General features: G+C 65.5%; 13 protein-coding genes. 4 read left to right on the top strand and 9 right to left on the bottom strand.

Features of this window, described 5'->3' with window-relative positions; genetic code table 11:
- Positions 1-5: 5 nt before the first annotated feature.
- The 6 genes from ccoO (ACLCGK_RS25890) to ccoN (ACLCGK_RS25865) all read right to left on the bottom strand — a co-directional run bounded on the left by ccoO (ACLCGK_RS25890) (position 6) and on the right by ccoN (ACLCGK_RS25865) (position 5684).
- Positions 6-614 carry a cytochrome-c oxidase, cbb3-type subunit II gene (gene ccoO, locus ACLCGK_RS25890; protein WP_013973496.1) on the bottom strand — a complete coding sequence of 203 codons (609 nt, stop codon included), beginning with the start codon at positions 612-614 and terminating at the stop codon, positions 6-8.
- Positions 614-2056, bottom strand: a complete 1443-nt coding sequence (gene ccoN / locus ACLCGK_RS25885) for a cytochrome-c oxidase, cbb3-type subunit I (protein WP_015271137.1) — start codon at positions 2054-2056, stop codon at positions 614-616. Before ccoN (ACLCGK_RS25885) ends, ccoO (ACLCGK_RS25890) begins: the two co-directional genes overlap by 1 nt.
- 443 nt (positions 2057-2499) lie before the next feature.
- Positions 2500-3441, bottom strand: a complete 942-nt coding sequence (gene ccoP / locus ACLCGK_RS25880) for a cytochrome-c oxidase, cbb3-type subunit III (RefSeq protein WP_013973494.1) — start codon at positions 3439-3441, stop codon at positions 2500-2502.
- Entirely contained in the window at positions 3438-3632 is a 195-nt protein-coding gene (locus ACLCGK_RS25875; RefSeq protein ID WP_023661030.1) for a cbb3-type cytochrome oxidase subunit 3, read from the bottom strand. The genes ccoP and ACLCGK_RS25875 overlap by 4 nt, the downstream gene beginning before the upstream one ends.
- 5 nt (positions 3633-3637) lie before the next feature.
- On the bottom strand, positions 3638-4246 hold the full coding sequence (gene ccoO / locus ACLCGK_RS25870) for a cytochrome-c oxidase, cbb3-type subunit II (protein ID WP_013973492.1): 609 nt from the start codon (positions 4244-4246) through the stop codon (positions 3638-3640).
- A gap of 13 nt (positions 4247-4259) precedes the next feature.
- A complete protein-coding gene (gene ccoN, locus ACLCGK_RS25865; protein WP_013973491.1) occupies positions 4260-5684 on the bottom strand; it encodes a cytochrome-c oxidase, cbb3-type subunit I in 1425 nt (474 codons plus the stop codon).
- A 50-nt stretch (positions 5685-5734) separates the two neighbouring features.
- Between ccoN (ACLCGK_RS25865) and ACLCGK_RS25860 the strand changes: the two genes are divergently transcribed.
- Positions 5735-6427: an alpha/beta family hydrolase gene (locus ACLCGK_RS25860; protein ID WP_031324423.1), complete on the top strand. Its 693-nt coding sequence runs from the start codon at positions 5735-5737 to the stop codon at positions 6425-6427.
- A 113-nt stretch (positions 6428-6540) separates the two neighbouring features.
- On the opposite strand, the gene ACLCGK_RS25855 is transcribed toward ACLCGK_RS25860, so the two are convergent.
- Both ACLCGK_RS25855 and ACLCGK_RS25850 read right to left on the bottom strand, forming a co-directional pair.
- A complete protein-coding gene (locus ACLCGK_RS25855) occupies positions 6541-6825 on the bottom strand; it encodes a pyrimidine/purine nucleoside phosphorylase (protein ID WP_003259920.1) in 285 nt (94 codons plus the stop codon).
- A 74-nt stretch (positions 6826-6899) separates the two neighbouring features.
- Positions 6900-7451, bottom strand: a complete 552-nt coding sequence (locus tag ACLCGK_RS25850) for an exonuclease domain-containing protein (RefSeq protein ID WP_139657845.1) — start codon at positions 7449-7451, stop codon at positions 6900-6902.
- Positions 7452-7623: 172 nt separating this feature from the next.
- On the opposite strand from ACLCGK_RS25850, the gene ACLCGK_RS25845 reads away from it, so the two are divergent.
- Together ACLCGK_RS25845 and ACLCGK_RS25840 are read left to right on the top strand one after the other, a co-directional pair.
- Positions 7624-8424 carry a substrate-binding periplasmic protein gene (locus tag ACLCGK_RS25845; RefSeq protein ID WP_410953276.1) on the top strand — a complete coding sequence of 267 codons (801 nt, stop codon included), beginning with the start codon at positions 7624-7626 and terminating at the stop codon, positions 8422-8424.
- A 63-nt stretch (positions 8425-8487) separates the two neighbouring features.
- The gene (locus tag ACLCGK_RS25840; RefSeq protein ID WP_410953257.1) at positions 8488-9501 is read left to right on the top strand and encodes a GNAT family N-acetyltransferase; all 1014 of its coding nucleotides are present in this window, start codon (positions 8488-8490) and stop codon (positions 9499-9501) included.
- Positions 9502-9615: 114 nt separating this feature from the next.
- On the opposite strand, the gene ACLCGK_RS25835 is transcribed toward ACLCGK_RS25840, so the two are convergent.
- Positions 9616-10146 carry an RNA polymerase factor sigma-70 gene (locus tag ACLCGK_RS25835; protein ID WP_015271130.1) on the bottom strand — a complete coding sequence of 177 codons (531 nt, stop codon included), beginning with the start codon at positions 10144-10146 and terminating at the stop codon, positions 9616-9618.
- A gap of 343 nt (positions 10147-10489) precedes the next feature.
- On the opposite strand from ACLCGK_RS25835, the gene ACLCGK_RS25830 reads away from it, so the two are divergent.
- Complete coding sequence (locus ACLCGK_RS25830) at positions 10490-23443, top strand: non-ribosomal peptide synthetase (protein WP_410953256.1); 12954 nt, start codon at positions 10490-10492, stop codon at positions 23441-23443.
- The last annotated feature ends 56 nt before the right edge of the window (positions 23444-23499 follow it).

Genomic DNA, 23499 nt, shown 5'->3' with positions numbered 1-23499 from the left:
CAGCGTCACCGTTTGCTCTTGATGATGGTGCCAAGACCCTGCAGGTACGCGACGATGGCGTCCATTTCGGTCTTGCCCTTGACCGCGTCGCGGGCCCCGGCGATGTCGGCGTCGGTGTATGGCACGCCGAGGGTGCGCAGCACTTCCATCTTCTTCGCGGTGTCCTTGCCGTCGAGCTTGTGCTCGACCAGCCACGGGTACGACGGCATCTTCGATTCCGGTACCACGTTGCGCGGGTTGTACAGGTGCGCACGGTGCCAGTCATCGGAGTAGCGGCCACCGACCCGCGCCAGGTCCGGCCCGGTACGCTTGGAGCCCCACAGGAACGGGTGGTCCCACACGCTCTCGCCGGCCACCGAGTAATGGCCGTAGCGCTCGGTTTCGGCACGGAACGGGCGGATCATCTGCGAGTGGCAACCCACGCAGCCTTCGCGGATGTAGATATCGCGGCCTTCAAGCTCCAGCGCGGTGCGCGGCTTCATGCCTTCCACGGGTTTGTTGGTGACGTCCTGGAAAAACAGCGGGACGATCTGGGTCAGGCCACCGACGCTCACGGCGATGACCATGAAGAAGGCCAGCAGGCCTATGTTCTTCTCGACGGCTTCATGCTTCATCAGTGCGCTCCCACGACGACGATCTTGGCGGCTTCCTCAGCCTGTGCCGGGTTGGCGGCACGTACGGTACGGAACACGTTGTAGGCCATCAGCAGCATGCCGGTGGCGAAGAACGCACCGCCCAGGGCGCGGACGATATAGCCAGGGTGGCTGGCCTGCAGGGCTTCGACGAAGGAGTAGGTGAGGGTGCCGTCATCGTTGATGGCGCGCCACATCAGGCCCTGGGTGATGCCGTTTACCCACATCGAGGCGATGTACAGCACGGTACCGATGGTGGCCAGCCAGAAGTGCGCGTTGATCAGGCCGACGCTGTGCATCTGCTCGCGGCCATACAGGCGCGGGATCATGTGGTACACGGCGCCGATCGAGATCATCGCTACCCAGCCGAGGGCGCCGGCGTGAACGTGGCCGATGGTCCAGTCGGTGTAGTGCGACAGCGAGTTCACGGTCTTGATGGCCATCATCGGGCCTTCGAAGGTGGACATGCCGTAGAACGCCAGCGACACCACCAGGAAGCGCAGGATCGGGTCGGTGCGCAGTTTGTGCCAGGCACCGGACAGGGTCATCATGCCGTTGATCATGCCGCCCCAGCTTGGCGCCAGCAGGATGATCGACATGACCATGCCCAGCGACTGTGCCCAGTCTGGCAGGGCGGTGTAGTGCAGGTGGTGCGGGCCAGCCCAGATGTACAGGGTGATCAGTGCCCAGAAGTGCACGATAGACAGGCGATACGAGTAGATCGGGCGTTCGGCCTGCTTGGGTACGAAGTAGTACATCATCCCCAGGAAGCCGGTGGTGAGGAAGAAGCCCACGGCGTTGTGGCCGTACCACCACTGGATCATCGCGTCGGTGGCGCCGGAGTAGGCCGAGTACGACTTGAACAGGCTTACCGGCAGCGAGATGTGGTTGACGATGTGCAGCATCGCGGTAACCACGATGAAGGCGCCGTAGAACCAGTTGCCGACATAGATGTGCTTGGTCTTGCGCTTGACGATGGTGCCGAAGAACACCAACCCGTAGGTGACCCAGACGATGGCCAGCAGGATCGCCAGCGGCCACTCGAGCTCGGCGTACTCCTTGGTGGTGGTGTAGCCCATCGGCAGGGTGATCAGCGCCCCGACGATCACCGCCTGCCAACCCCAGAAGGTGAAGGCGGCCATGCTGTCGGAGATCAGCCGGGTCTGGCAGGTGCGCTGCACCACGTAGTAGCTGGTGCCGAACAGCGCACAGCCCCCGAAGGCGAAGATCACCAGGTTGGTATGCAGCGGGCGCAGGCGGCCGAAGCTGGTCCAGGGCAGGTCCAGGTTCAGTTGCGGCCATACCAGCTGCGAGGCGATGAAGACGCCGAGGCCCATGCCAAGGATCCCCCAGACCACCGTCATGATGGCGAACTGGCGGACGACCTTATAGTTATAAGCAGTCGGACTGATTGCTGTGCTCATTGCTAAGGTTCCACGGTTTTGATGTTCTTGTTGGTCGAAAAATCGGCGCCAGTATTGATAACCACCGGGGTTACCGCAACGCAACTTTGGTACGCCGACCCGTGCCCGAGCCCGTTCACTGATGTCCCGCAGCGATCGGGTCTGGACGATTGTACACAAATAAATATTTGTAATGTGTACCGTTTTTCGCCTTTTTCTGATCGATCGGTCAAGCTTTTTATCGGGACGGCGACAGGCTACGCGCCGCGTCTGCTTCGCTCCTTTCGGAGCGAGGCCCACTGAGGCAACAAGCTTAGTTGTGTTCGGAGGGGGTGCAAGGAGGGGTAGAGCGAGGAGAGGGGCTGCTTTGCAGCCCTTCGCGGGCTTGCCCGCTCCCACAGGTTCACCACAATGCTTGAAATCTGTGGTTAACCTGTGGGAACGGGCGAGCCCGCGAATGGGTGTTACTTGGCAGTCAGGTCTGGCGAAGCTTGATCCTGCGACAGGCTATACACATACGCCGCCAGCAGGTGCACCTTGTCGTTGCCCTGGATCTCCGCCTGCGCCGGCATCTGACCCTGGCGACCATAGCGAATGGTCTGCTGCAGCTGGGCAAAGCTCGAACCGTAGATGAACGCCTGCGGGTGAGTCAGGTCTGGTGCGCCCATGGCCGGGGTGCCTTTGCCTTCAGGTCCGTGGCAGGCCACGCAGTTGCCGGCAAAGATCTCCTTGCCCTTGGCGGCGTCAGCCTTGACCCCTTCCGGCAGGCTGCGGCCATCGAGGTTGGTGAGCACGAACGCGGCCACATCCGCCACGCCCTGCTCGCCGATCACTTCGGCCCAGGCCGGCATCACGCCGTGACGGCCGTTCATGATCGACGCCTTGATGGTTTCCGCTTCGCCGCCCCAGCGCCAGTCCTTGTCGGTTAGGTTGGGGAAACCATAGGCACCCTTGGCATCCGAGCCATGGCAAACCGAGCAGTTGGAGGCGAACAGGCGGCTGCCCATCTTCAGTGCCTGCGGGTCCTTGGCCACTTCTTCCACGGGCATGGCGGCGTACTTGGCAAAGATCGGGCCGAATCTTGCGTCAGCCTTCTCCATCTCCTTCTGCCATTCGTTGGCGCCAGTCCAGCCATTTTCATAGCCCGGCAGGATGCCCTTCCAGTTGCCCAGGCCCGGGTAGAGGATCAGGTAGCCGACCGAGAACACCAGGGTGCCGACGAACAGCCAGAACCACCACTTGGGCAGCGGGTTGTCGTATTCCTCGATGCCGTCGAAGCTGTGGCCCATGGTCTGGTCGGTGGTGTTGTTGCTCTGGCCCTTGCGGGTGGCGAGCAGCAGCCAGGTCAGGCCAATCAGGCTACCGATGGTCAGTACGCAGATGTACGTACTCCAGAAGGTGGTCATTGCCCGTTACTCCTTTTTGCAGCAGGTTCCTGTCCGGCAGAGGGCAGGCGGTCGTCGACGAAGGGCAGCAGGCGCGCTTCGGCGAAATCACGGTCGCGGCGGCGGTTGAATACCCACAGGGTGAGGCCGATGAAGGCGATCATCACCACCAGTGTGCCCAGGCCGCGGATCATGCCGATGTCCATTCCCATCGCATTCACCTCTTGTTCTTGATCGCGGTGCCGAGCACCTGCAGGTAGGCGACCAGGGCATCCATTTCGGTCTTGCCCTTGACCGCATCGCGAGCCCCGGCGATGTCATCGTCGGTGTACGGCACGCCCAGGGTGCGCAGGGTGCGCATCTTGGTGTCGGTATGGCTGTTGTCGACCTGCTGGGCGACCAGCCATGGGTACGACGGCATCTTCGACTCCGGTACCACGTTGCGCGGGTTGTACAGGTGCGCACGGTGCCAGTCGTCCGAGTAGCGGCCACCGACCCGGGCCAGGTCCGGCCCGGTGCGCTTGGAGCCCCACAGGAACGGATGGTCCCACACGCTTTCACCAGCCACCGAGTAGTGGCCATAGCGCTCGGTTTCGGCGCGGAACGGGCGGATCATCTGCGAATGGCAGCCCACGCAGCCTTCGCGGATGTAGATATCGCGGCCTTCCAGCTGCAGCGCGGTGTAGGGCTTCATGCCTTCCACCGGCTTGTTGGTGACGTCCTGGAAGAACAACGGGACGATCTGGGTCAGGCCGCCGATGCTGACGGCGAACACCATCAGCAGGGCCAGCAGGCCGACGTTTTTCTCGATGACTTCATGTTTCATCAGGCAGGTCTCCTCAAGCCAGCTGGGCGTTCGCAGGGGCGACATCGAGCGCCGGCGAACGCACGGTGCGCCAGGTGTTCCAGGCCATCAGGAACATGCCGCTGAGGAAGATCGCACCGCCGACGAAGCGCACGATGAAGCCTGGGTGGCTGGCCACCAGGGTTTCCACGAACGAGTAGGTGAGCGTGCCGTCGCTGTTGACCGCGCGCCACATCAGGCCCTGGGCGATGCCGTTGACCCACATCGAGGCGATGTACAGCACGGTGCCGATGGTGGCCAGCCAGAAGTGCGCGTTGATCAGGCCGATGCTGTACATGCGCTCCTTGCCGAACACTTTCGGGATGGTGTGGTACAGCGCGCCGATCGAGATCATCGCCACCCAGCCGAGGGCGCCGGCGTGCACGTGGCCGATGGTCCAGTCGGTGTAGTGGGACAGGGCGTTGACCGTCTTGATGGCCATCATCGGGCCTTCGAAGGTGGACATGCCGTAGAACGCCAGCGACACCACCAGGAAACGCAGGATCGGGTCGCTGCGCAGTTTGTGCCAGGCGCCGGACAGGGTCATCATGCCGTTGATCATGCCGCCCCAGCTTGGTGCCAGCAGGATCAGCGACATCACCATGCCCAGCGACTGCGCCCAGTCGGGCAGGGCGGTGTAGTGCAGGTGGTGCGGGCCGGCCCAGATGTACAGGGTGATCAGCGCCCAGAAGTGCACGATCGACAGGCGATAGGAATACACCGGGCGTTCGGCCTGCTTGGGCACGTAGTAGTACATCATCCCCAGGAAGCCTGCGGTCAGGAAGAAGCCCACGGCGTTGTGGCCATACCACCACTGCACCATGGCATCGGTGGCACCGGCATAGACCGAGTAGGACTTGGTCAGGCTGACCGGCAGTTCCAGGTTGTTGACGACGTGCAGCATCGCCACGGTGAGGATGAAGCCGCCGAAGAACCAGTTACCGACGTAGATGTGCTTGGTGTTGCGCTTCATCAGCGTGCCGAAGAACACGATGGCGTAGCTCACCCAGACGATGGTGATCAGGATGTCGATCGGCCATTCCAGTTCGGCGTATTCCTTGGAGCTGGTGTAGCCCAGCGGCAGGCTGATGGCCGCCAGCAGGATCACCAGTTGCCAGCCCCAGAAGGTGAACGCGGCCAGGCCCGGTGCGAACAGGGTGGTCTGGCAGGTACGTTGCACCGAATAATAGGAGGTGGCGAACAGCGCACAGCCGCCGAAGGCGAAGATCACCGCATTGGTATGCAGGGGGCGCAGGCGGCCGAAGCTGGTCCAGGGGAGGTCGAAGTTGAGGGAGGGCCAGGCGAGCTGGGCGGCGATGAAGACGCCGAGCCCCATCCCGACGATTCCCCACACCACCGTCATGATGGCGAATTGGCGGACCACCTTGTAGTTATAGGCGGTACTGCTGGTTGTGTTCATGTATGGGTTCCCATCCACGGTTATTTGGCAGGCTTTACAGCGAGGCAAGCATGATTAATGGGCAAAGTGCCGGTATTGACGGGGATCAATGGGCGAAGGTCGGAAATGTCCCAGGCTTGCGCTGCGATCCCCCGCATGTTCGGGGCAAGGACGGCTACAAGGGCTGCCTGATCCTGGCCCATGGCGCAGGTGCGCCGATGGACAGCGGGTTCATGGACGAAATGGCGCAAAGGCTTGCGGCGCTTGGGGTAGCGGTAGTGCGCTTCGAGTTCCCGTACATGGCCGAGCGCAGGGTTGCCGGCGGCAAGCGGCCGCCGAACCCGCAGAAGGTGTTGCTGGAATGCTGGCGCGAGGTGTACCGGCAGGTGCGACCTTTGGTCGCGGGCAAATTGGCGGTGGGTGGCAAATCCATGGGCGGGCGCATGGCCAGCTTGCTGGCCGATGAACTGGAAGCGGATGCACTGGTGTGCCTGGGCTATCCGTTCTATGCGGTGGGCAAACCGGAAAAGCCACGGGTCGAGCACCTGGCCGAATTGAAGACGCCGACGTTGATCGTGCAGGGCGAGCGGGATGCACTGGGTAACCGCGAGGCGGTGGCAGGGTATGCGTTATCGCCGGCGATCGAGGTGAGCTGGCTGGTGGCGGGGGACCATGACCTGAAGCCGCTGAAGGCCTCGGGGTTCAGCCATGAGCAGCACTTGCAGGCGGCGGCTGAGAAGGTTGCGGCATTCCTGTCGCAATAGTGCTGGATTCTTCGCGGGCTTGCCCGCTCCCACAGGTACCGCACAGGCCCGCAAGCTTGTAGTGAACCTGTAGGAGCGGGCATGCCCGCGAAGAGGCCGGACCAGGCTGACGCTTAGTCGCGGTACTCGCACAGGTAGGCGGTATCCACCTTCACCTGCAGCTGGAACTTGCTGTCAGCCGGCACGTTGAACTTGTCGCCCGCCTTGAAGGTTTCCCAGTTGTCGCTACCTGGCAGCTTCACGGTCAGCGCACCCGAAACCACGTGCATGATCTCGCGCTTGGCAGTGCCGAACTCGTATTCGCCCGGGGCCATCACACCGACAGTGGCCGGGCCTTCTTCGCCCGCGAATGCGATCGACTTGACGGTGCCGTTGAAGTACTCGTTGACCTGGAACATGGGCGACTCCTGAAAAGGGGGGATGAAAAAGGGCTGGCCAGTATGCCCAAGCCCACCGGCTCCGTCATCTGCTTTCAGGTAGTGTCTGCCGGCAGGCTCAACGGCAGCAGCCGCGCGGTATTGCGCGCATCTTCCAGGGCCCGGTGCTGCTGCCCGCAAAAGTGCATGCCGGCCAGCTGCAGTGCACCGTTCAGCCCAGCGGGGCGCTGCAGGTGGCGGGCCTTGGCGAAGCGTTGCTTGAGGTTGATGTGCGGCAGGGTCCGCAGCAGGCTGTCCAGCCCATGCTGCTGCCACTCCTGGTGCAACTGCTGGCGGTCGTAGTCGCCCCAGCTGACCCAGGCCTGAAGCTGCCCGCGGTGGTGCCCGAGCCAGCGCTCGAAGCTTGCCCATACCTCGCGGAACGACGCGGCACTGTCCACGCTGGCCTGGCTGATGTGGGTCAGCTCACGGCAGAACGGGGTCAGCTGCGGCCGCCGCCGAGGCTTCACGAAGCGCTGGAAGTGGTCGACCTCGCGGCCATCGCGGGTAACCAGGCTTGCGCCGATTTCAATGACTTCCATCTCTGTGACCGGCCACCCACCATCGTCGGTGGTGGCTTCCAGGTCGATCACCAACCAGTGGCCCATACCAGGCTCCCTTGCAGATCCTGCTAGAGCGTAGCGAAACTCCGGGCATCCGGCATCCCCTGGCAGTTTGCCCGCAGCTTTGGCGCAAAGGGCCACTAACCGGCAGTTGTGTCCGGCCCGGAAAACGCCTAGCTTAGGCGGACCCCGGCATGAACCGTGATGAGTGTCCGTCTTGACTCCAGCGACCGGCCTGAAGGCCCTGTCTTCCCTGATGCTGCTGGCCGTGTTCTGGCTGGCGGTGCCGGCATGGGCGGCAAGTACCGTTGAAGTGAAGATTGGCGCGGCGCATTTTCCGCCCTACACCGTGCGCCCGGAGCAGGGTGCCGACACCGGTCTTCTGCCGCAGTTGGTCGACGCGCTCAACCGCGCGCAGCAGCACTACCGCTTCGTTCTGGTACCCACGTCCATTCAGCGGCGTTTCGGCGACTTCCAGCAAGGCCGTACCGACATGGCCATTTTCGAGAACCCGCAATGGGGCTGGCAGCAGATTCCCCACAAGACCGTGGACATGGGCCTGGAAGACGCCGAGGTGTTCGTCGCTCGCCAAGCCAATGGCGGTGACCCGCATTACTTCGACGACTTGAACGGCAAGCGCCTGGCGTTGTTCAATGGCTATCACTATGCGTTCGCCGGCTTCAACTCCGACCCCGAATACCTGCGCACCGCCTACAACGCGACCCTGACCTACTCCCACGACAGCAACCTGCTGATGGTGCAGGCAGGCCGCGCCGACATCGCCCTGGTCACGCGTTCCTATCTCAGCGATTTCCTGGAGCGCAACCCGGCCAGCCGGGAGCAGTTGGTGTCCTCGCAGCGCATTGACCAGGTCTACCACCACTACGCCTTGCTGCGCCCGGGGGCGCCGATCGGCGAGCAGTCGTTCGCGGCGCTGCTGCGGGCGCTGCGCGACAGTGGCGAGCTGGCGCGCATCTTCGAGCCCTACCGCATCACGGTGTCGGCCCCACACGACTAAATTCCCGTGGTGCGGCAACGTTCTCAGCAGTGAGCCTTTTCTTCATTGCCGTGAGTCAAGCCCATGCCGTTCGATGCCGCTTCGCAGCCCCTGTCAGCGCCACGCTGGCGCAGCCTCAGTGCCGAGGAGGGCGACAGCTGGCTGAGCCTGTCCCTCGAAGGCCGCCCGCTGATCCAGTTGCGCCTGGAGGTGGGCGCTACCCTGCATGTTCACCTGGAGCGGCTGTGCCCCGAGCGCCCCTATCAGGCCTTGTGGGCCGCCTGTTATTGGCTGCTGGCCCGCGACACCGCCTGCCAGCGCCTGGCCTGGTACCTGCCCGAGGCGTTGCCCCAGGCATTGAACAGTGGCTTGCTGCTGGCCGGCGAGCAGCCTGGCCAATACCTGTGCGAGCGGGCGCTGTTCTGGCAGCTGCCACAGCCGTGGCTGGGCGAGTCGGCCAGCGTGGCCTACCCACAGCAGATGCAGATCAGCAACGGCAAGCGCCACCCACGCCGCGCGCCCAAGCCTCGTGGCGAGGTGTACCGGCGCTTCGATACGCGCCTGGGCAGTTGGGTATCGCTGCGTACCTTGGAGATCGAGCATGACCTGGAGCGCTTCAACCGCTGGCAGAACAACCCGCGGGTGGAGGCGTTCTGGCAGGAGGGTGGCACCCTTGCGCAGCATCGCGAATACCTGGGCAAGCTCGAGGCCGACCCGCATGCCCTGACGCTGATCGGTTGCTTCGATGACCAGCCGTTTGCCTACTTCGAGGCGTACTGGGCCAAGGAAGACCGCATTGCGCCGTTCTACCCGGCCGATGACTACGACCGTGGCATCCACATGCTGGTGGGGGAGGAGAGCCACCGCGGGCCGCACAAGGTGGCCAGCTGGCTATCGGCGCTGGTGCACTACCTGTTCCTGGATGACCCACGCACCCAGCGGGTGGTGGCCGAGCCGCGTGCCGACAACGGCAAGATGATCGGCTACATGCACGACCAGTGCTTCCATTGCGACAAGGAGTTCGACTTCCCGCACAAGCGTGCGGCGTTGATGATTCTGGGGCGGGAACGGTTTTTCGATCGTTGCAAACTGGCTTGATATCGGGGTGGCTTCTTCGCGGGCAAGCCCGCTCCTACAGGATCTCCACTGGCTGTCAGCACTGTGGGTATCTGTGGGAGCGGGCGTGCCCGCGAAGTAGCAGACTCTGCCTGATCAGGCCTGCCGACTGGCCGTCTTGCGGCAATGCACCAGCGCATCGCGGATCATGAAGTTGACCAGCGTCGGCGACACTCCCAGCTCCTTGGCAATGTCCTTCTGCGGCACGCCATGCAGGCGGTACATCTCGAAGGCATAGCGGGTGCGCTGGGGCAGTTCGTTCAGCGCCTCGGCAATGTCATCCAGCGCGGCAAGGTTGATGTGGGTGGCTTCGGGGGAGGCGTTTTGCACGACCACGTTCAGGCCTTCCTCCTCGCTGCCGGAGTATTTCAGCTCCATGGCCTGCTTGCGGTAGTGGTCGATGGCCAGGTTGCGCACGATCTGGAACAGGTAGCTCAGCTGCGCCTTGAACGACGATGTGATCTGCGGGGCGGCGCTGAGCCGGAAAAAGGCGTCCTGCACCACATCTTCGGCGCGCGATCGGCAGCCGGTGATGCGGGCAGCGATCTTGACCAGAATGCTGCGGTTGTCGACGAAGGCCTGCAGTAATGGTGAATCGCACTTACTTGTGGATAGTTGTTCCGCCATGGAAATCACCTTGTCACAGAGGGGAAAGGACGCACCCAAATTTGGGAAGCTTCCTACGACGGGCGACAAGCTATTCAGAATGATAATGATTGTCAAATGCGAAATGTAATTGGTTTCATGTGGTTTCAGTTCTAAAGCGCAGAGATGGCTGGGTGCATGTCAGGCGCAACATTTCTCAAGGCAAACACTTGGCAACCCTCACGTGCCCCCAAAGCCTCACCACCGCTAATTTCTCCCCCCGCCCATCCGTCCCCCTGTGTACACCTCAGGCCGCCACATGCCGCTACGCCCACGTTCGCGCAGCAGCCGGCCCGACCCAACCAGACACTGGCAGGAACACCCCATGACGGACGCCTTCGAACTCCCGCTCTCGCTGGTCCAGGCCCTGGCGCAGCGCGCCGTGCAGACCCCGGACAAAGTCGCCTTGCGCTTTCTGGCCGACGCTCCCGGCGAGCAGGCCGTGCTCAGCTACCGGGACCTCGACCAGCGCGCACGCACCATCGCTGCTGCCTTGCAAAGCCGGGCCGGTTTCGGCGACCGCGCAGTGCTGTTGTTCCCCAGCGGGCCAGACTATGTGGCGGCGTTCTTCGGCTGCCTGTATGCCGGCGTTATTGCGGTGCCGGCCTACCCGCCGGAGTCCGCGCGCCAGCACCACCAGCAGCGCTTGCTGTCGATCATCGACGACGCCGAGCCGCGCCTGCTGCTGACCGTCGCGGCCCTGCGCGACAGCCTGCAGGGCCTGGAGGCCCTGACAGCGGCCAACGCCCCCGAGCTGCTGGCGGTGGATGGCCTGGACCCGGCACTGGCTGCAAACTGGCGCGAACCCGCGCTCAAGGGTGATGACATCGCCTTCCTGCAATACACCTCCGGCTCCACAGCACTGCCCAAGGGCGTGCAGGTCAGCCATGGCAACCTGGTGGCCAACGAACAACTGATCCGCCAAGGCTTTGGCATCGACCTCAACCCAGACGATGTGATCGTCAGCTGGCTGCCGCTGTACCACGACATGGGCCTGATCGGCGGCCTGCTGCAGCCGATTTTCAGCGGCGTGCCCTGTGTGCTGATGTCGCCGGGCTACTTCCTGGCCCGGCCGCTGCGCTGGTTGCAGGCCATCAGCGAATACGGCGGCACCATCAGCGGCGGCCCCGACTTTGCTTACCGGTTGTGCAGCGAGCGGGTCAGCGAGGCATCCCTGGCCGGGCTCGACCTAAGCCGCTGGCGGGTGGCCTATTCCGGCTCCGAGCCGATCCGCCAGGACAGCCTGGCGGCCTTTGCCGACAAGTTCCAGGCCTGCGGCTTCGACCCGCAGAGCTTCTTCGCCAGCTACGGCCTGGCCGAGGCGACCCTGTTCGTCAGCGGTAGTCGCCGTGGCCAGGGCATCGCCGCGCTGGAGCTGGACGCCGAAGCCTTCGCCGCCAACCGTGCGGAGCCTGGCAAGGGCAGTGTGCTGATGAGCTGTGGCTACCCGCAGCCCGGGCATGCCGTGCGCATTGTCGAACCACAACGCCTGCAGGTGCTGGGCGACAACCAGGTGGGCGAGATCTGGGCCGCCGGCCCGAGCATCGCCCTGGGCTACTGGCGCAACCCCGAGGCCAGCGCCCGCACCTTCGTCGAGATGGGCGGCCAGACCTGGCTGCGTACCGGCGACCTGGGCTTCATGCGCGAAGGCGAAGTGTTCGTCACCGGTCGCCTGAAGGACATGCTCATCGTGCGCGGGCAGAACCTGTACCCGCAGGACCTGGAAAAGACCCTCGAGCGCGAAGTGGAGGTGCTGCGCAAAGGCCGGGTGGCAGTGTTCGCCGTCGAGCAGCAAGGCGAGGAGGGCATTGGCGTGGCGGTGGAAATCAGCCGCAACGTGCAGAAGGCGATCAAGCCCCAGGCGCTGATCAAGACCCTGCGCCAGGTGATCGCCGACGCCTGCCGCCAGGCACCGGCCGTGGTCCTGCTGCTGAACCCGGGTGCGCTGCCCAAGACCTCCAGCGGCAAGCTGCAGCGTTCGGCCTGCCGCCTGCGCATGGACGATGGCAGCCTGGACTGCTACGCCCGCTTCCCTGAGGTGAACGAGCCCGTTGCTTCAGTGGGCGCAGGCGATGAACTGCAGGCGCGCATCGCCGATGTGTGGCGCGACATTCTCAAGGTCGAGGCGGTGGCGGCAGACGACCACTTCCTGCTGCTGGGCGGCAACTCCATCGCCGCCACCCATGCCACCGCACGCCTGGCCGATGAACTGGCCATCGACCTGGGCCTGCGCACCCTGTTCGAGGCGCCGATACTGGCTGACTACGCCAAGGCCGTGGCCGCGATCATCGCCGAAGGCGGTTGCCGGGTCGGCGCCATCGCCACCCTGGAACGCAACCAGGCGCTGCCCCAGTCGCTGGCGCAAAACCGCCTGTGGTTGCTATGGCAGTTGGACCCGCAATCGGCAGCCTACAACATCCCAGCCGGCCTGCAGTTGCGTGGTGAGCTGGACGAAAACGCCCTGGAAGCAGCCTTCCAGGCGCTGGTGGCGCGCCATGAATCGCTGCGTACCCTGTTTGCCGAAGAGAACGGCCAGGCCCTGCAGCGCGTCCTGGCGCAGCAGCCGTTCGACCTTCGCCGCCTGGACCTCGAAGGCCAGGCCGCCGAACAGGTCGCCGCCCAACGTGAAACCGAAGCTCGCCAGCCGTTCGACCTGACCCGGGGGCCGTTGCTGCGGGTGACCCTGGCGCGCCTGGACGATGAACACCATCAACTGTGGGTGACCCTGCACCATATCGTCGCCGACGGCTGGTCGCTGAACATCCTGCTCGACGAATTCGCCAAACTGTACGCCGCCCACTGCCAGGGCCTTGAGGCCAACCTGGCACCGCTGACCCTGGGTTATGCCGACTACGGCACCTGGCAGCGACAGTGGCTGGCCGCAGGCGAAGCCGAGCGTCAGCTGCAGTACTGGCAGGCGCGTCTGGGGGATGATCTGCCGGTGCTCGACCTGTGCACCGACCACCCGCGCACCAGCCAGCGCGGCCACCGCGCCGCCCGCTTCAACCTCAAGGTACCGGCCAGGCTCACCGAAGCGCTCAAGGGCCTGGCCCGCGAACAGCAGGCCAGCCTGTTCATGGTACTGCTGGCCGGCTGGCAGGCGCTGTTGCACCGCTACAGTGGCCAGGCCGATATCCGTGTCGGCGTGCCCAACGCCAACCGCCCGCGCCTGGAAACCCAAGGCATGGTCGGCTTCTTCATCAACACCCAGGTGCTGCGTGCGCAACTCGATGGCCGCCTGCCGTTCGACCAGTTGTTGGCCCAGGTGCGCCAGGCCACCCTGGATGCCCAGGCCAACCAGGACCTGCCGTTCGAGCAATTGCTCGAAGCCTTGCCCGAGGCTCGCGAGCAAGGCCTGTTCCAGGTCATGTTCAACCACCAGCAACGTGACCTGTCTGCGCTGCGCCGCCTGCCGGGCCTGCTGGCCGAAGAGCTGCCGTGGCACAGTCGCGAAGCCAAGTTCGACTTGCAGCTGCACAGTGAAGAAGACCACCAGGGCCGCCTAAGCCTGGCCTTCGACTATGCCGCCGAATTGTTCGATGCCAGTACCGTCAAGCGCCTGGCCCAGCACCTGTTGGCCCTGCTCGAGCAGGTGTGTGCCGGGCCGCAGCGGGCGCTGGGCGAGGTGCAACTGCTCGACGAGCCTGGCCGCGCGCAACTGCTGAGCTGGGGCGAGGCACCCGCTGCGCCGCCGCAGCGCCTGCTGGTCGAGCAGCTCAATGAACAGGCACGCCTGACCCCGCAGCGCACCGCCCTGGTGTGGGACGGTGGCAGCCTGGATTACGCCGAGTTGCACCAGCAAGCCAACCGTCTGGCCCACTACCTGCGTGACAAAGGCGTGGGCCCAGACACTTGCGTGGCCATCGCCATCGAGCGTTCGCCGCAGCTGCTGGTGGGCCTGCTGGCCATTCTCAAGGCCGGTGGTGCCTATGTGCCGCTGGACGTCGATTACCCGGCCGAGCGCCTGGCCTACATGCTCGCCGACTGCAACGCTGGCCTGTTGCTGAGCCACAGCAGCCTGCTGGGCAAGCTGCCACAGGTTGATGGCGTCAGCGCCATCGCCCTCGACCAGCTGCACCTGGACAGCTGGCCAAGCCATGCCCCCGGGTTGCATCTGCATGGCGACAACCTGGCCTATGTGATCTACACCTCCGGCTCCACCGGCCAGCCCAAGGGCGTGGGCAATACCCACGCGGCACTGGCCGAGCGCCTGCAATGGATGCAGGCCAGCTATGTGCTGGACGACAGCGACGTGCTGATGCAGAAGGCGCCGATCAGCTTCGACGTTTCGGTGTGGGAATGCTTCTGGCCACTGGTGACCGGTTGCAAGCTGGTGCTCGCCGGCCCTGGCGACCACCGCGACCCGCAGCGCATCGCCGCGTTGGTGCAGGCCCATGGCGTGACCACGCTGCACTTCGTGCCGCCGCTGTTGCAGGTGTTCGTCCAGGAGCCGCAGGCGGGTGCCTGCGGCAGCCTGCGCCGGCTGTTCTCCGGTGGCGAAGCGCTGTCCGCGGCACTGCGTGACCGCGTGCTGCAGGTGCTGCCACAGGTGCAGTTGCACAACCGCTATGGCCCGACCGAAACCGCCATCAACGTCACCCACTGGCACTGCCAGGCCACCGATGGCGAACGCTCGCCGATCGGCCGCCCGCTGGGCAATGTGCTGTGCCGTGTGCTGGACGACGAGCTGGAACTGACCGCCCCCGGTGTGCCGGGCGAGCTGTACCTCGGCGGTGCAGGCCTGGCCCGTGGCTACCTGGGCCGCCCGGGCCTCACCGCCGAGCGCTTCGTGCCCCAGGCTGACGGCAATGGCGAGCGCCTGTACCGCAGTGGCGACCGCGCCCGCTGGCAGGTGCAGACCGAGGCGCTGGAATACCTTGGCCGCCTAGACCAGCAGGTCAAGGTGCGTGGCTTCCGTGTCGAACCCGAGGAAGTCCAGGCCTGCCTGCTGGCGCAAGCGGGGGTCGAACAGGCGCTGGTGCTGATTCACAAGGATGCCATAGGCGCGCAACTGGTCGGCTACTACAGTGGCAGCGCCCAGCCTGATGCATTGCTGACGGTGCTGGCTGAACAACTACCGGCCTACATGGTGCCGGCACAACTCATCCCGCTGGCGCAGATGCCACTGGGCCCCAGCGGCAAGGTCGACCGCAAGGCATTGCCCGCCCCGGTGTGGCAGCAGCGGCAACACGTCGAGCCGCAAACCGAGTTGCAGCAGCAGGTCGCCGCCATCTGGCGCGAGGTGCTGAACCTGCCGCGCATCGGCTTGCAGGATGACTTCTTCGCCCTCGGCGGCCATTCGCTGCTGGCCACTCAAATTGTCTCGCGCACGCGTCAGGCTTGCGATGTCGAGCTGCCGCTCAAGGCCCTGTTCGACGCCAGCGAGCTGGGCGCCTTCTGTGCCGAGATCACGCGTATTCGTGCTGCCGGTGAGCGCAACCTGCAAGGCACAATCACCCGCGTCGACCGCCGCCAGGCGGTGCCGCTGTCGTACTCGCAGCAGCGCATGTGGTTCCTCTGGCAAATGGAGCCGGGCAGCCCGGCGTACAACGTCGGCGGCATGGCGCGCTTGCGCGGCACCCTGCATGTGGATGCCTTCGAACGTGCGCTGCAGGCGCTGGTGGTGCGCCACGAAACCCTGCGCACCACCTTCCCCAGCATCGATGGCGTGCCGTATCAGTGCGTGGCCGAAGACAGCAGCCTGCACCTCGACTGGCAAGACTTCAGCGCCTTGCCCGCCGATCTCCGCCAACAACGCCTGCAACAACTGGCCGACGACCAGGCGCACCAGCAGTTCGACCTGGAGCGCGGCCCGCTGCTGCGTGCCTGCCTGGTCAAAGCCGAAGAGCGCGAGCATTTCTTCGTGCTGACCCTGCACCATATCGTCACCGAGGGCTGGGCCATGGACATCTTCGCCCGCGAACTGGGCGAGCTGTACGAGGCCTTCGTCGATGACCGCGAATCGCCGCTGGCGCCGCTGCCGGTGCAGTATCTGGACTACAGCGTGTGGCAACGGCAATGGCTGGAAAGCGGCGAGGGCGCCCGCCAGCTGGCCTACTGGCAGGCCCGCCTGGGCGATGAGCACCCGGTGCTGGCGTTGCCTGCCGACCGCCCGCGCCCGGCAGTGCAGAGCCACCGTGGCGAGCTGTACCGCTTCGAGCTCGACCCGGCGCTGGTTGCCCGTGTGCATGCCTTCAACAGCCAGCGTGGCCTGACCCTGTTCATGACCATGACTGCCACCCTGGCCGCCTTGCTGCACCGCTACAGCGGCCAGCGTGACCTGCGCATTGGCGCGCCGGTGGCCAACCGCATCCGCCCGGAAAGCGAAGGGCTGATTGGCGCGTTCCTCAACACCCAGGTGCTGCGTTGCGAGCTGGACGGCCAGATGAGCGCCGCACAGTTGCTGGAGCAGGTACGCCAGGTTGCCATCGAAGGCCAGTCGCACCAGGACCTGCCGTTCGACCAGCTGGTGGAAGCCCTGCAGCCACCGCGCAGCAGCGCCTACAACCCGCTGTTCCAGGTGATGTGCAACGTTCAGCGCTGGGCCTTCCAGCAAAGCCGCCAGCTTGCCGGCATGCAGGTGGATTACCTGGTCAACGACGCCAGCGCCACCAAGTTCGACCTGTACCTGGAGGTGACCGACCTCGACGGCCGCCTGGGTTGCTGCCTGACCTACAGCCGTGACCTGTTCGACGAACCACGCATCGCGCGCATGGCTGAGCATTGGCAGCAATTGCTGGTGGGCCTGCTCGACAACCCGCAACAGCGCCTGTGCGAGCTGCCGATGCTGAGCAGCGCCGAGCAGCAGTTGCTGGCTGGCCAGTTGCAGGGCGAGCAGGGTCTCGCTCTCGACCAGACCGTGCACGGCCTGTTCGCCGCCCAGGCTGCGCGTACGCCACACGCTGGCGCGTTGACGTTTGCCGGCCGGCACATGACCTATGCCGAACTCGACCAGCAGGCCAACCGCCTGGCCCGCGCCCTGCGCGAGCGTGGCGTCGGCCCGCAGGTGCGCGTGGGCCTGGCACTGGAGCGTTCGCTGGAAATGGTCGTCGGCCTGCTGGCCATCCTCAAGGCCGGTGGCGCCTACGTGCCGCTCGACCCCGAATACCCGCTCGACCGCCTGCGCTACATGATCGAAGACAGCCGCATCGGCCTGCTGCTAAGCCAGCGCACGCTGCTGCAAACCCTGGGGCAGCTGCCCGAAGGCGTGGTGCGCTGGAGCCTGGAAGACGACAGCGCCAGCCTGTCGGCCTACAGCGATGCGCCGCTGGACAACCTCAACCTGCCGCAGCACCAGGCCTACCTGATCTACACCTCCGGTTCCACCGGCAAGCCCAAGGGCGTGGTAGTCAGCCACGGCGAGTTCGCCATGCATTGCCAGGCGGTGATCGACGCGTTCGGTATGCGCGGCGATGACTGCGAGCTGCACTTCTATTCGATCAATTTCGACGCCGCCAGCGAACGCCTGTGGGTGCCGCTGCTGTGTGGCGCCCGCGTGGTACTGCGTGCCCAGGGGCAGTGGGGCGCCGAAGACATCTGCCAGCTGGTGCGCGAGCAGCAGGTGAGCATCCTCGGCTTCACGCCAAGCTACGGCAGCCAGTTGGCGCAGTACCTGGCCGGGCAGGGCGAGCAGTTGCCAGTGCGCCTGGTCATTACCGGTGGTGAAGCGCTGACCGGCGAACACCTGCAGCGCATCCGCCAGGCCTTCGCGCCGCAGCAGTTCTTCAACGCCTACGGGCCGACCGAAACCGTAGTCATGCCGCTGGCCTGCCTGGCACCACAGACACTGCCGGCGGAGCTGGGCAGCGTACCGATCGGTCGCGTCATCGGTAGCCGCACGGCCTACATCCTCGATGAAGACCTTGCCCTATTGCCGCAAGGCGGTATTGGCGAGCTGTATGTCGGCGGTGCCGGCCTGGCCCAGGGTTACCACGACCGCCCGGGCCTAAGCGCCGAGCGCTTCGTCGCCGACCCGTTCGGCAGCGAAGGCGGGCGCCTGTATCGCACCGGTGACCTGGTGCGCCTGGGCAGCGATGGCCTGGTCGAGTACGTCGGCCGCGCCGACCAGCAGGTGAAGATTCGCGGTTTCCGTATCGAGCTGGGCGAAATCGAAAGCCGCCTGCAGGCGCATGCCGATGTCGACGAGGCTGTAGTTCTGGCCCTCGACCTGCCGGGCGGCAAGCAACTGGTGGGTTACCTGGTGTGCGGGCAGGCTGCTGCCGACAGCGAGGCCCAGGGCCTGCTGCGCGACGCGGTGAAAGCCGATGCCCGCCAGCACCTGCCGGACTACATGGTGCCGGCGCACCTGGTGCTGCTCGACAGCCTGCCACTGATGGGCAACGGCAAGCTCGACCGCCGTGCGCTGCCGCTGCCGGACCTGGAACAGGCACGCCAGCAGTACCAGGCGCCTGGCAACGAGGTGGAAGCGCAACTGGCGCAGATCTGGCGCGATGTGCTCAACGTTGCCCGGGTCGGCGTGCAAGACAACTTCTTCGAGCTGGGCGGCGACTCGATCCTGTCGATCCAGGTGGTCAGCCGGGCTCGTCAGGCCGGCTTGCAGTTCACCCCGCGCGACCTGTTCCAGCATCAGACCATCCAGACCCTGGCCGCCGTCGTTCAGCGCAGCGAAGCCGCCAGCAGCATCGAACAGGGCCAGCGCCAGGGCCAGGCCGGCCTCACGCCGATCCAGCACTGGTTCTTCGACAGTGAAGTGCCACAGCCGCAGCACTGGAACCAGGCTGTTCTGCTGGAGGCGCGCAAGCCGCTGGATGAGGGGGTACTGGAGCGAGCCTTGGCCGGCCTGGTGCAGCACCACGACAGCCTGCGCCTGCGCTTCGGCCAGGCCCAGGGCCGCTGGCAGGCCGAATATGCTTTGCCTGCCACCGGGCAATTACTGTGGACAGCCACGGTCGCCGACTTCGCCGATTGCCAACCGCTGTACACCGACCTGCAACGCAGCCTCGACCTGGAACAGGGCCCTCTGTTGCGCGCCTTGCTGGTTAATGACGGGCAGGGCGGCCAGCGCCTGTTGCTGGCAATCCATCACCTGGTGGTCGATGGCGTGTCGTGGCGCGTGCTGCTGGAAGACCTGCAGGCGCTGTACCGTGGCCAGCCGCTGCCGGCCAAGACCCACGCCATGGGCGACTGGGCCGCACGCCTGGCCAGCTATGCCGGCAGCGATTCGCTGCGCGACGAGCTGGGCTGGTGGCAAGGCCAGTTGGGCGGAGTGCGCCGCGAACTGCCATGTGATCACCCGCAGGGCGGCAACCTGCACCGCCACGCCCGTACCCTGGCCATCGGCCTGGATGTGGCCCAGACCCGGCAGTTGCTGCAGCAGGCCCCGGCGGCCTATCACACCCAGGTCAACGACCTGCTGCTGACCGCGCTGGCGCGTGCCCTGTGCCGCTGGAGCGGCGATGAAGAAGTGCTGGTACAGCTTGAAGGCCATGGCCGTGACGGGCTGTTCGAAGACTTGGACCTGACCCGCAGCGTTGGCTGGTTCACCAACGCCTACCCGCTGAGCCTGCGCCCGCTGCCAGGCGAGGACGATGCGGCGCGGGCAGGCTCGATCAAGCGCATCAAGGAGCAGCTGCGCCAGGTGCCGCACAAAGGGCTGGGTTACGGCGTGCTGCGCTACCTGGCCGATACGGCAGGGCGCGAGCAGATGGCGGCCCTGCCGCAGGCACGCATCACCTTCAACTACCTGGGCCAGTTCGACCAGCAGTTCGACAGCACAGCCCTGTTCCAGCCGCTGGACGCCCCGGCCGGCCTGGCCCACGACCTCGATGCACCGCTGCCCAACTGGCTGAGTGTCGATGGCCAGGTGTATGGCGGTGCCCTGCAACTGCGCTGGACCTTCAGTGCCGAACGCTACGACGAGCGGACCATCGCCAGCCTGGCCGAAGCCTATCGCCAGGAGCTGCTGGCGCTGGTCGAGCATTGCCTGGCTGATGGCAACGGCAGTTTCACACCCTCGGACTTCCCGCTGGCGCACCTGACTCAGGCGCAGATCGACGCGCTGCCGGTACCGGCAGCGCAGATCGAGGACGTCTACCCGCTGACGCCGATGCAGGAGGGCATGCTGCTGCACACCCTGCTGGAGCCGGGCACCGGCCTCTACTACATGCAGGACCGCTACCGCATCAACAGCGCGCTCGACCCCGAACGCTTCGCCCAGGCGTGGCAGGCGGTGGTGGCGCGCCACGAAGCGCTACGCGCATCGTTCAGCTGGAACACCGGCGAGGCGATGCTGCAGATCATTCACAAGCCGGGCAACACACCGGTGGACTACCAGGACTGGCGTGGCCTCGACGACGACGCCCAGGAGCAGCGCCTGCAGGCCCTGCACAAGCAGGAACGCGAGGCAGGTTTCGCCCTGCTCAGCGAGGCACCGTTCCACCTGCGCCTGGTGCGTGTTGCCGACGAGCGCTACTGGTTCATGATGAGCAACCACCACATCCTCATCGATGCCTGGTGCCGTTCGCTGTTGATGAACGATTTCTTCGAGATCTACCAGGCCCTCGGCGAGGGGCGCCAGGCCCGCTTGCCGGTGCCACCGCGCTACCGCGACTACATCGGCTGGCTGCAACGCCAGGGCCTGGACGACGCGCGAGCCTGGTGGCAGGCCAACCTGGCCGGCTTCGAACGTGCCACCCCCATCCCCAGCGACCGTCCGCTGCGCCACGACCATGCCGGTAGCGGCATGATCGTCGGCGACTGCTATACGCGCCTGGCGGTGAGCGACGGCGTGCGCCTGCGTGAACTGGCCCAGGCCCACCAGCTCACCGTCAACACCTTCGCCCAGGCGGCCTGGGCCCTGGTACTGGCGCGCTACAGTGGCGACCGCGACGTGGCCTTTGGCGTGACCGTGGCCGGGCGCCCGGTGAGCATGCCGCAGATGCAGCGTACCGTCGGCCTGTTCATCAACAGCGTCGCCCTGCGCGTGCAATTGCCGGTGGCGGGTGAGCGCTGCAGTGTGCGCCAGTGGTTGCAAGGCCTGCTGGAGCGCAACATGGAGCTGCGCGAATATGAATACCTGCCGCTGGTGGCGATCCAGGAGTGCAGCGAACTGCCCAAGGGCCAGCCGCTGTTCGACAGCCTGTTCGTGTTCGAGAACGCGCCGGTGGAAACTGCCGTGCTCGACCACGCCCAGCACCTGAATGCCAGCTCCGACTCGGGCCGTACCCACACCAACTTCCCGCTGACCGCAGTGTGCTACCCGGGCGATGACCTTGGCCTGCACCTGTCGTTCGACCAGCGCTATTTCGACTACCCGACCGTCGAGCGCCTGCTGGCCGAGTTCAAGCGCCTGCTGCTGGCGCTGGTGCAAGGCTTTGAAGGGGAGATGAGCGCACTGCCGTTGCTGGGTGCGGAAGAGCAGCGCTTCCTGCTGGAAGACTGCAACCGCACCGCGCGCGCCTATCCGTTGGAACAGAGTTACATCGCGCAGTTCGAGGCGCAGGTGGCCGCGCATCCGCAACGTACCGTGGCCCGCTGCCTGGACGCATCCTACGACTACGCCGGCTTGAATCTGGCGGCCAACCGTCTGGGCCATGCCTTGATCGCGGCGGGTGTGAACGTGGACCAGCCGGTGGCACTGCTGGCCGAGCGTGGGCTACCGCTGCTGGGCATGATCGTCGGCAGCTTCAAGGCCGGCGCCGGCTACCTGCCACTGGACCCGGGCCTGCCGGCGGCGCGTCTGCAAAGCATCATCCAGCTCAGCCGTACACCCGTGCTGGTGTGCAGCGCGGCCTGTGCCGGGCAAGGGCGGCAGTTGCTGGACCAGCTTGCGTTGGCGGCACGGCCGCAGCTGCTGGTCTGGGAAGACATCCAGGCCAGCCCGGTGGCCAGCCACAACCCCGGCATTCACAGCGGGCCGGATAACCTCGCCTATGTGATCTACACCTCAGGCTCCACCGGCCTGCCGAAGGGGGTGATGGTCGAGCAGCGCGGCATGCTCAACAACCAGCTGAGCAAGGTGCCGTACCTGGCGCTCGGCGAGCACGACGTGATCGCCCAGACGGCCTCGCAGAGCTTTGACATTTCGGTGTGGCAGTTCCTTGCCGCGCCGCTGTTCGGCGCCAGGGTGGAGATCGTGCCGAATGCCATCGCCCATGACCCGCAGGGCCTGCTGGCGCATGTGCAGGCCACCGGCATCAGCGTGCTGGAGAGCGTGCCGTCGCTTATCCAGGGCATGCTGGCCAACGACCATCAGGCCCTTGATGGCCTGCGCTGGATGCTGCCGACCGGCGAAGCCATGCCTCCGGAGCTGGCGGCGCAGTGGTTGCAGCGCTACCCGCAGATCGGCCTGGTCAACGCCTACGGCCCGGCGGAGTGCTCCGATGACGTGGCGTTCTTCCGCGTCGATGCCGCCTCGACCCGTGGCAGTTACTTGCCGATCGGCACGCCGACCGACAACAACCGCCTGTACCTGTACGGCGAGGACCAGGCACTGGTGCCACTGGGTGCGACAGGTGAGTTGTGCGTGGCCGGCACCGGCGTGGGCCGTGGCTATGTCGGCGACCCGGTGCGCACAGCGCTGGCGTTCATTCCCCATCCTCATGGTGCGCCGGGCGAACGCCTGTACCGCACCGGCGACCTGGCGCGGCAGCGCCCGGACGGGGTGCTGGAGTATGTCGGGCGCATCGACCATCAGGTGAAGATTCGCGGCTACCGCATCGAACTGGGCGAAATCGAAGCCCGCCTGCACGAACAGCCGGAGATCCGCGACGCTGCCGTTGGCGTGCAGGAGGGCGTCAATGGCAAGCACCTGGTGGGTTACCTGGTGGCGCATCAGGGCGTTGCAGCCGACGCTGCGTTGCTGGAACAGCTCAAGCTGCGCCTGCGTGCCGAGTTGCCGGAGTACATGGTGCCACTGCACTGGGGCTGGTTCGACAGCCTGCCGCACAACGCCAACGGCAAGCTCGACCGCAAGGCCTTGCCGGCCATCGACATCGGTGGCCAGCACAGCCAGGCCTACCAGGCGCCGCGCAATGAGCTGGAAGAGGTACTGGCCGGTATCTGGGCGGATGTGCTCAAGGCCGAGCGGGTCGGGGTGCACGACAACTTCTTCGAGCTGGGCGGGCATTCGCTGCTGGCCACGCAGATCGCCTCGCGGGTGCAGAAGCAGCTGCAACTGAACGTGCCGCTGCGGGCGATGTTCGAGTGCAGCACGGTGGAGGAACTGGCGGTGTATGTGCAGGGGCTGCAGGGCAGTGTGCTGGATGACGACAAGGTCGACCGGCTCAGTGACCTGATGGCCGAGCTGGAGGGGTTGTGACCTGAGCAGGTGCACAAGAGTTGAAATTGCTGGGGCCGCTATGCGGCCCTTTCGCG

This window comes from Pseudomonas sp. S1(2024) (assembly GCF_046557535.1).
Note: the sequence above shows the minus strand (reverse complement) of the source record. Positions and strands in the feature narration are given on the sequence as shown.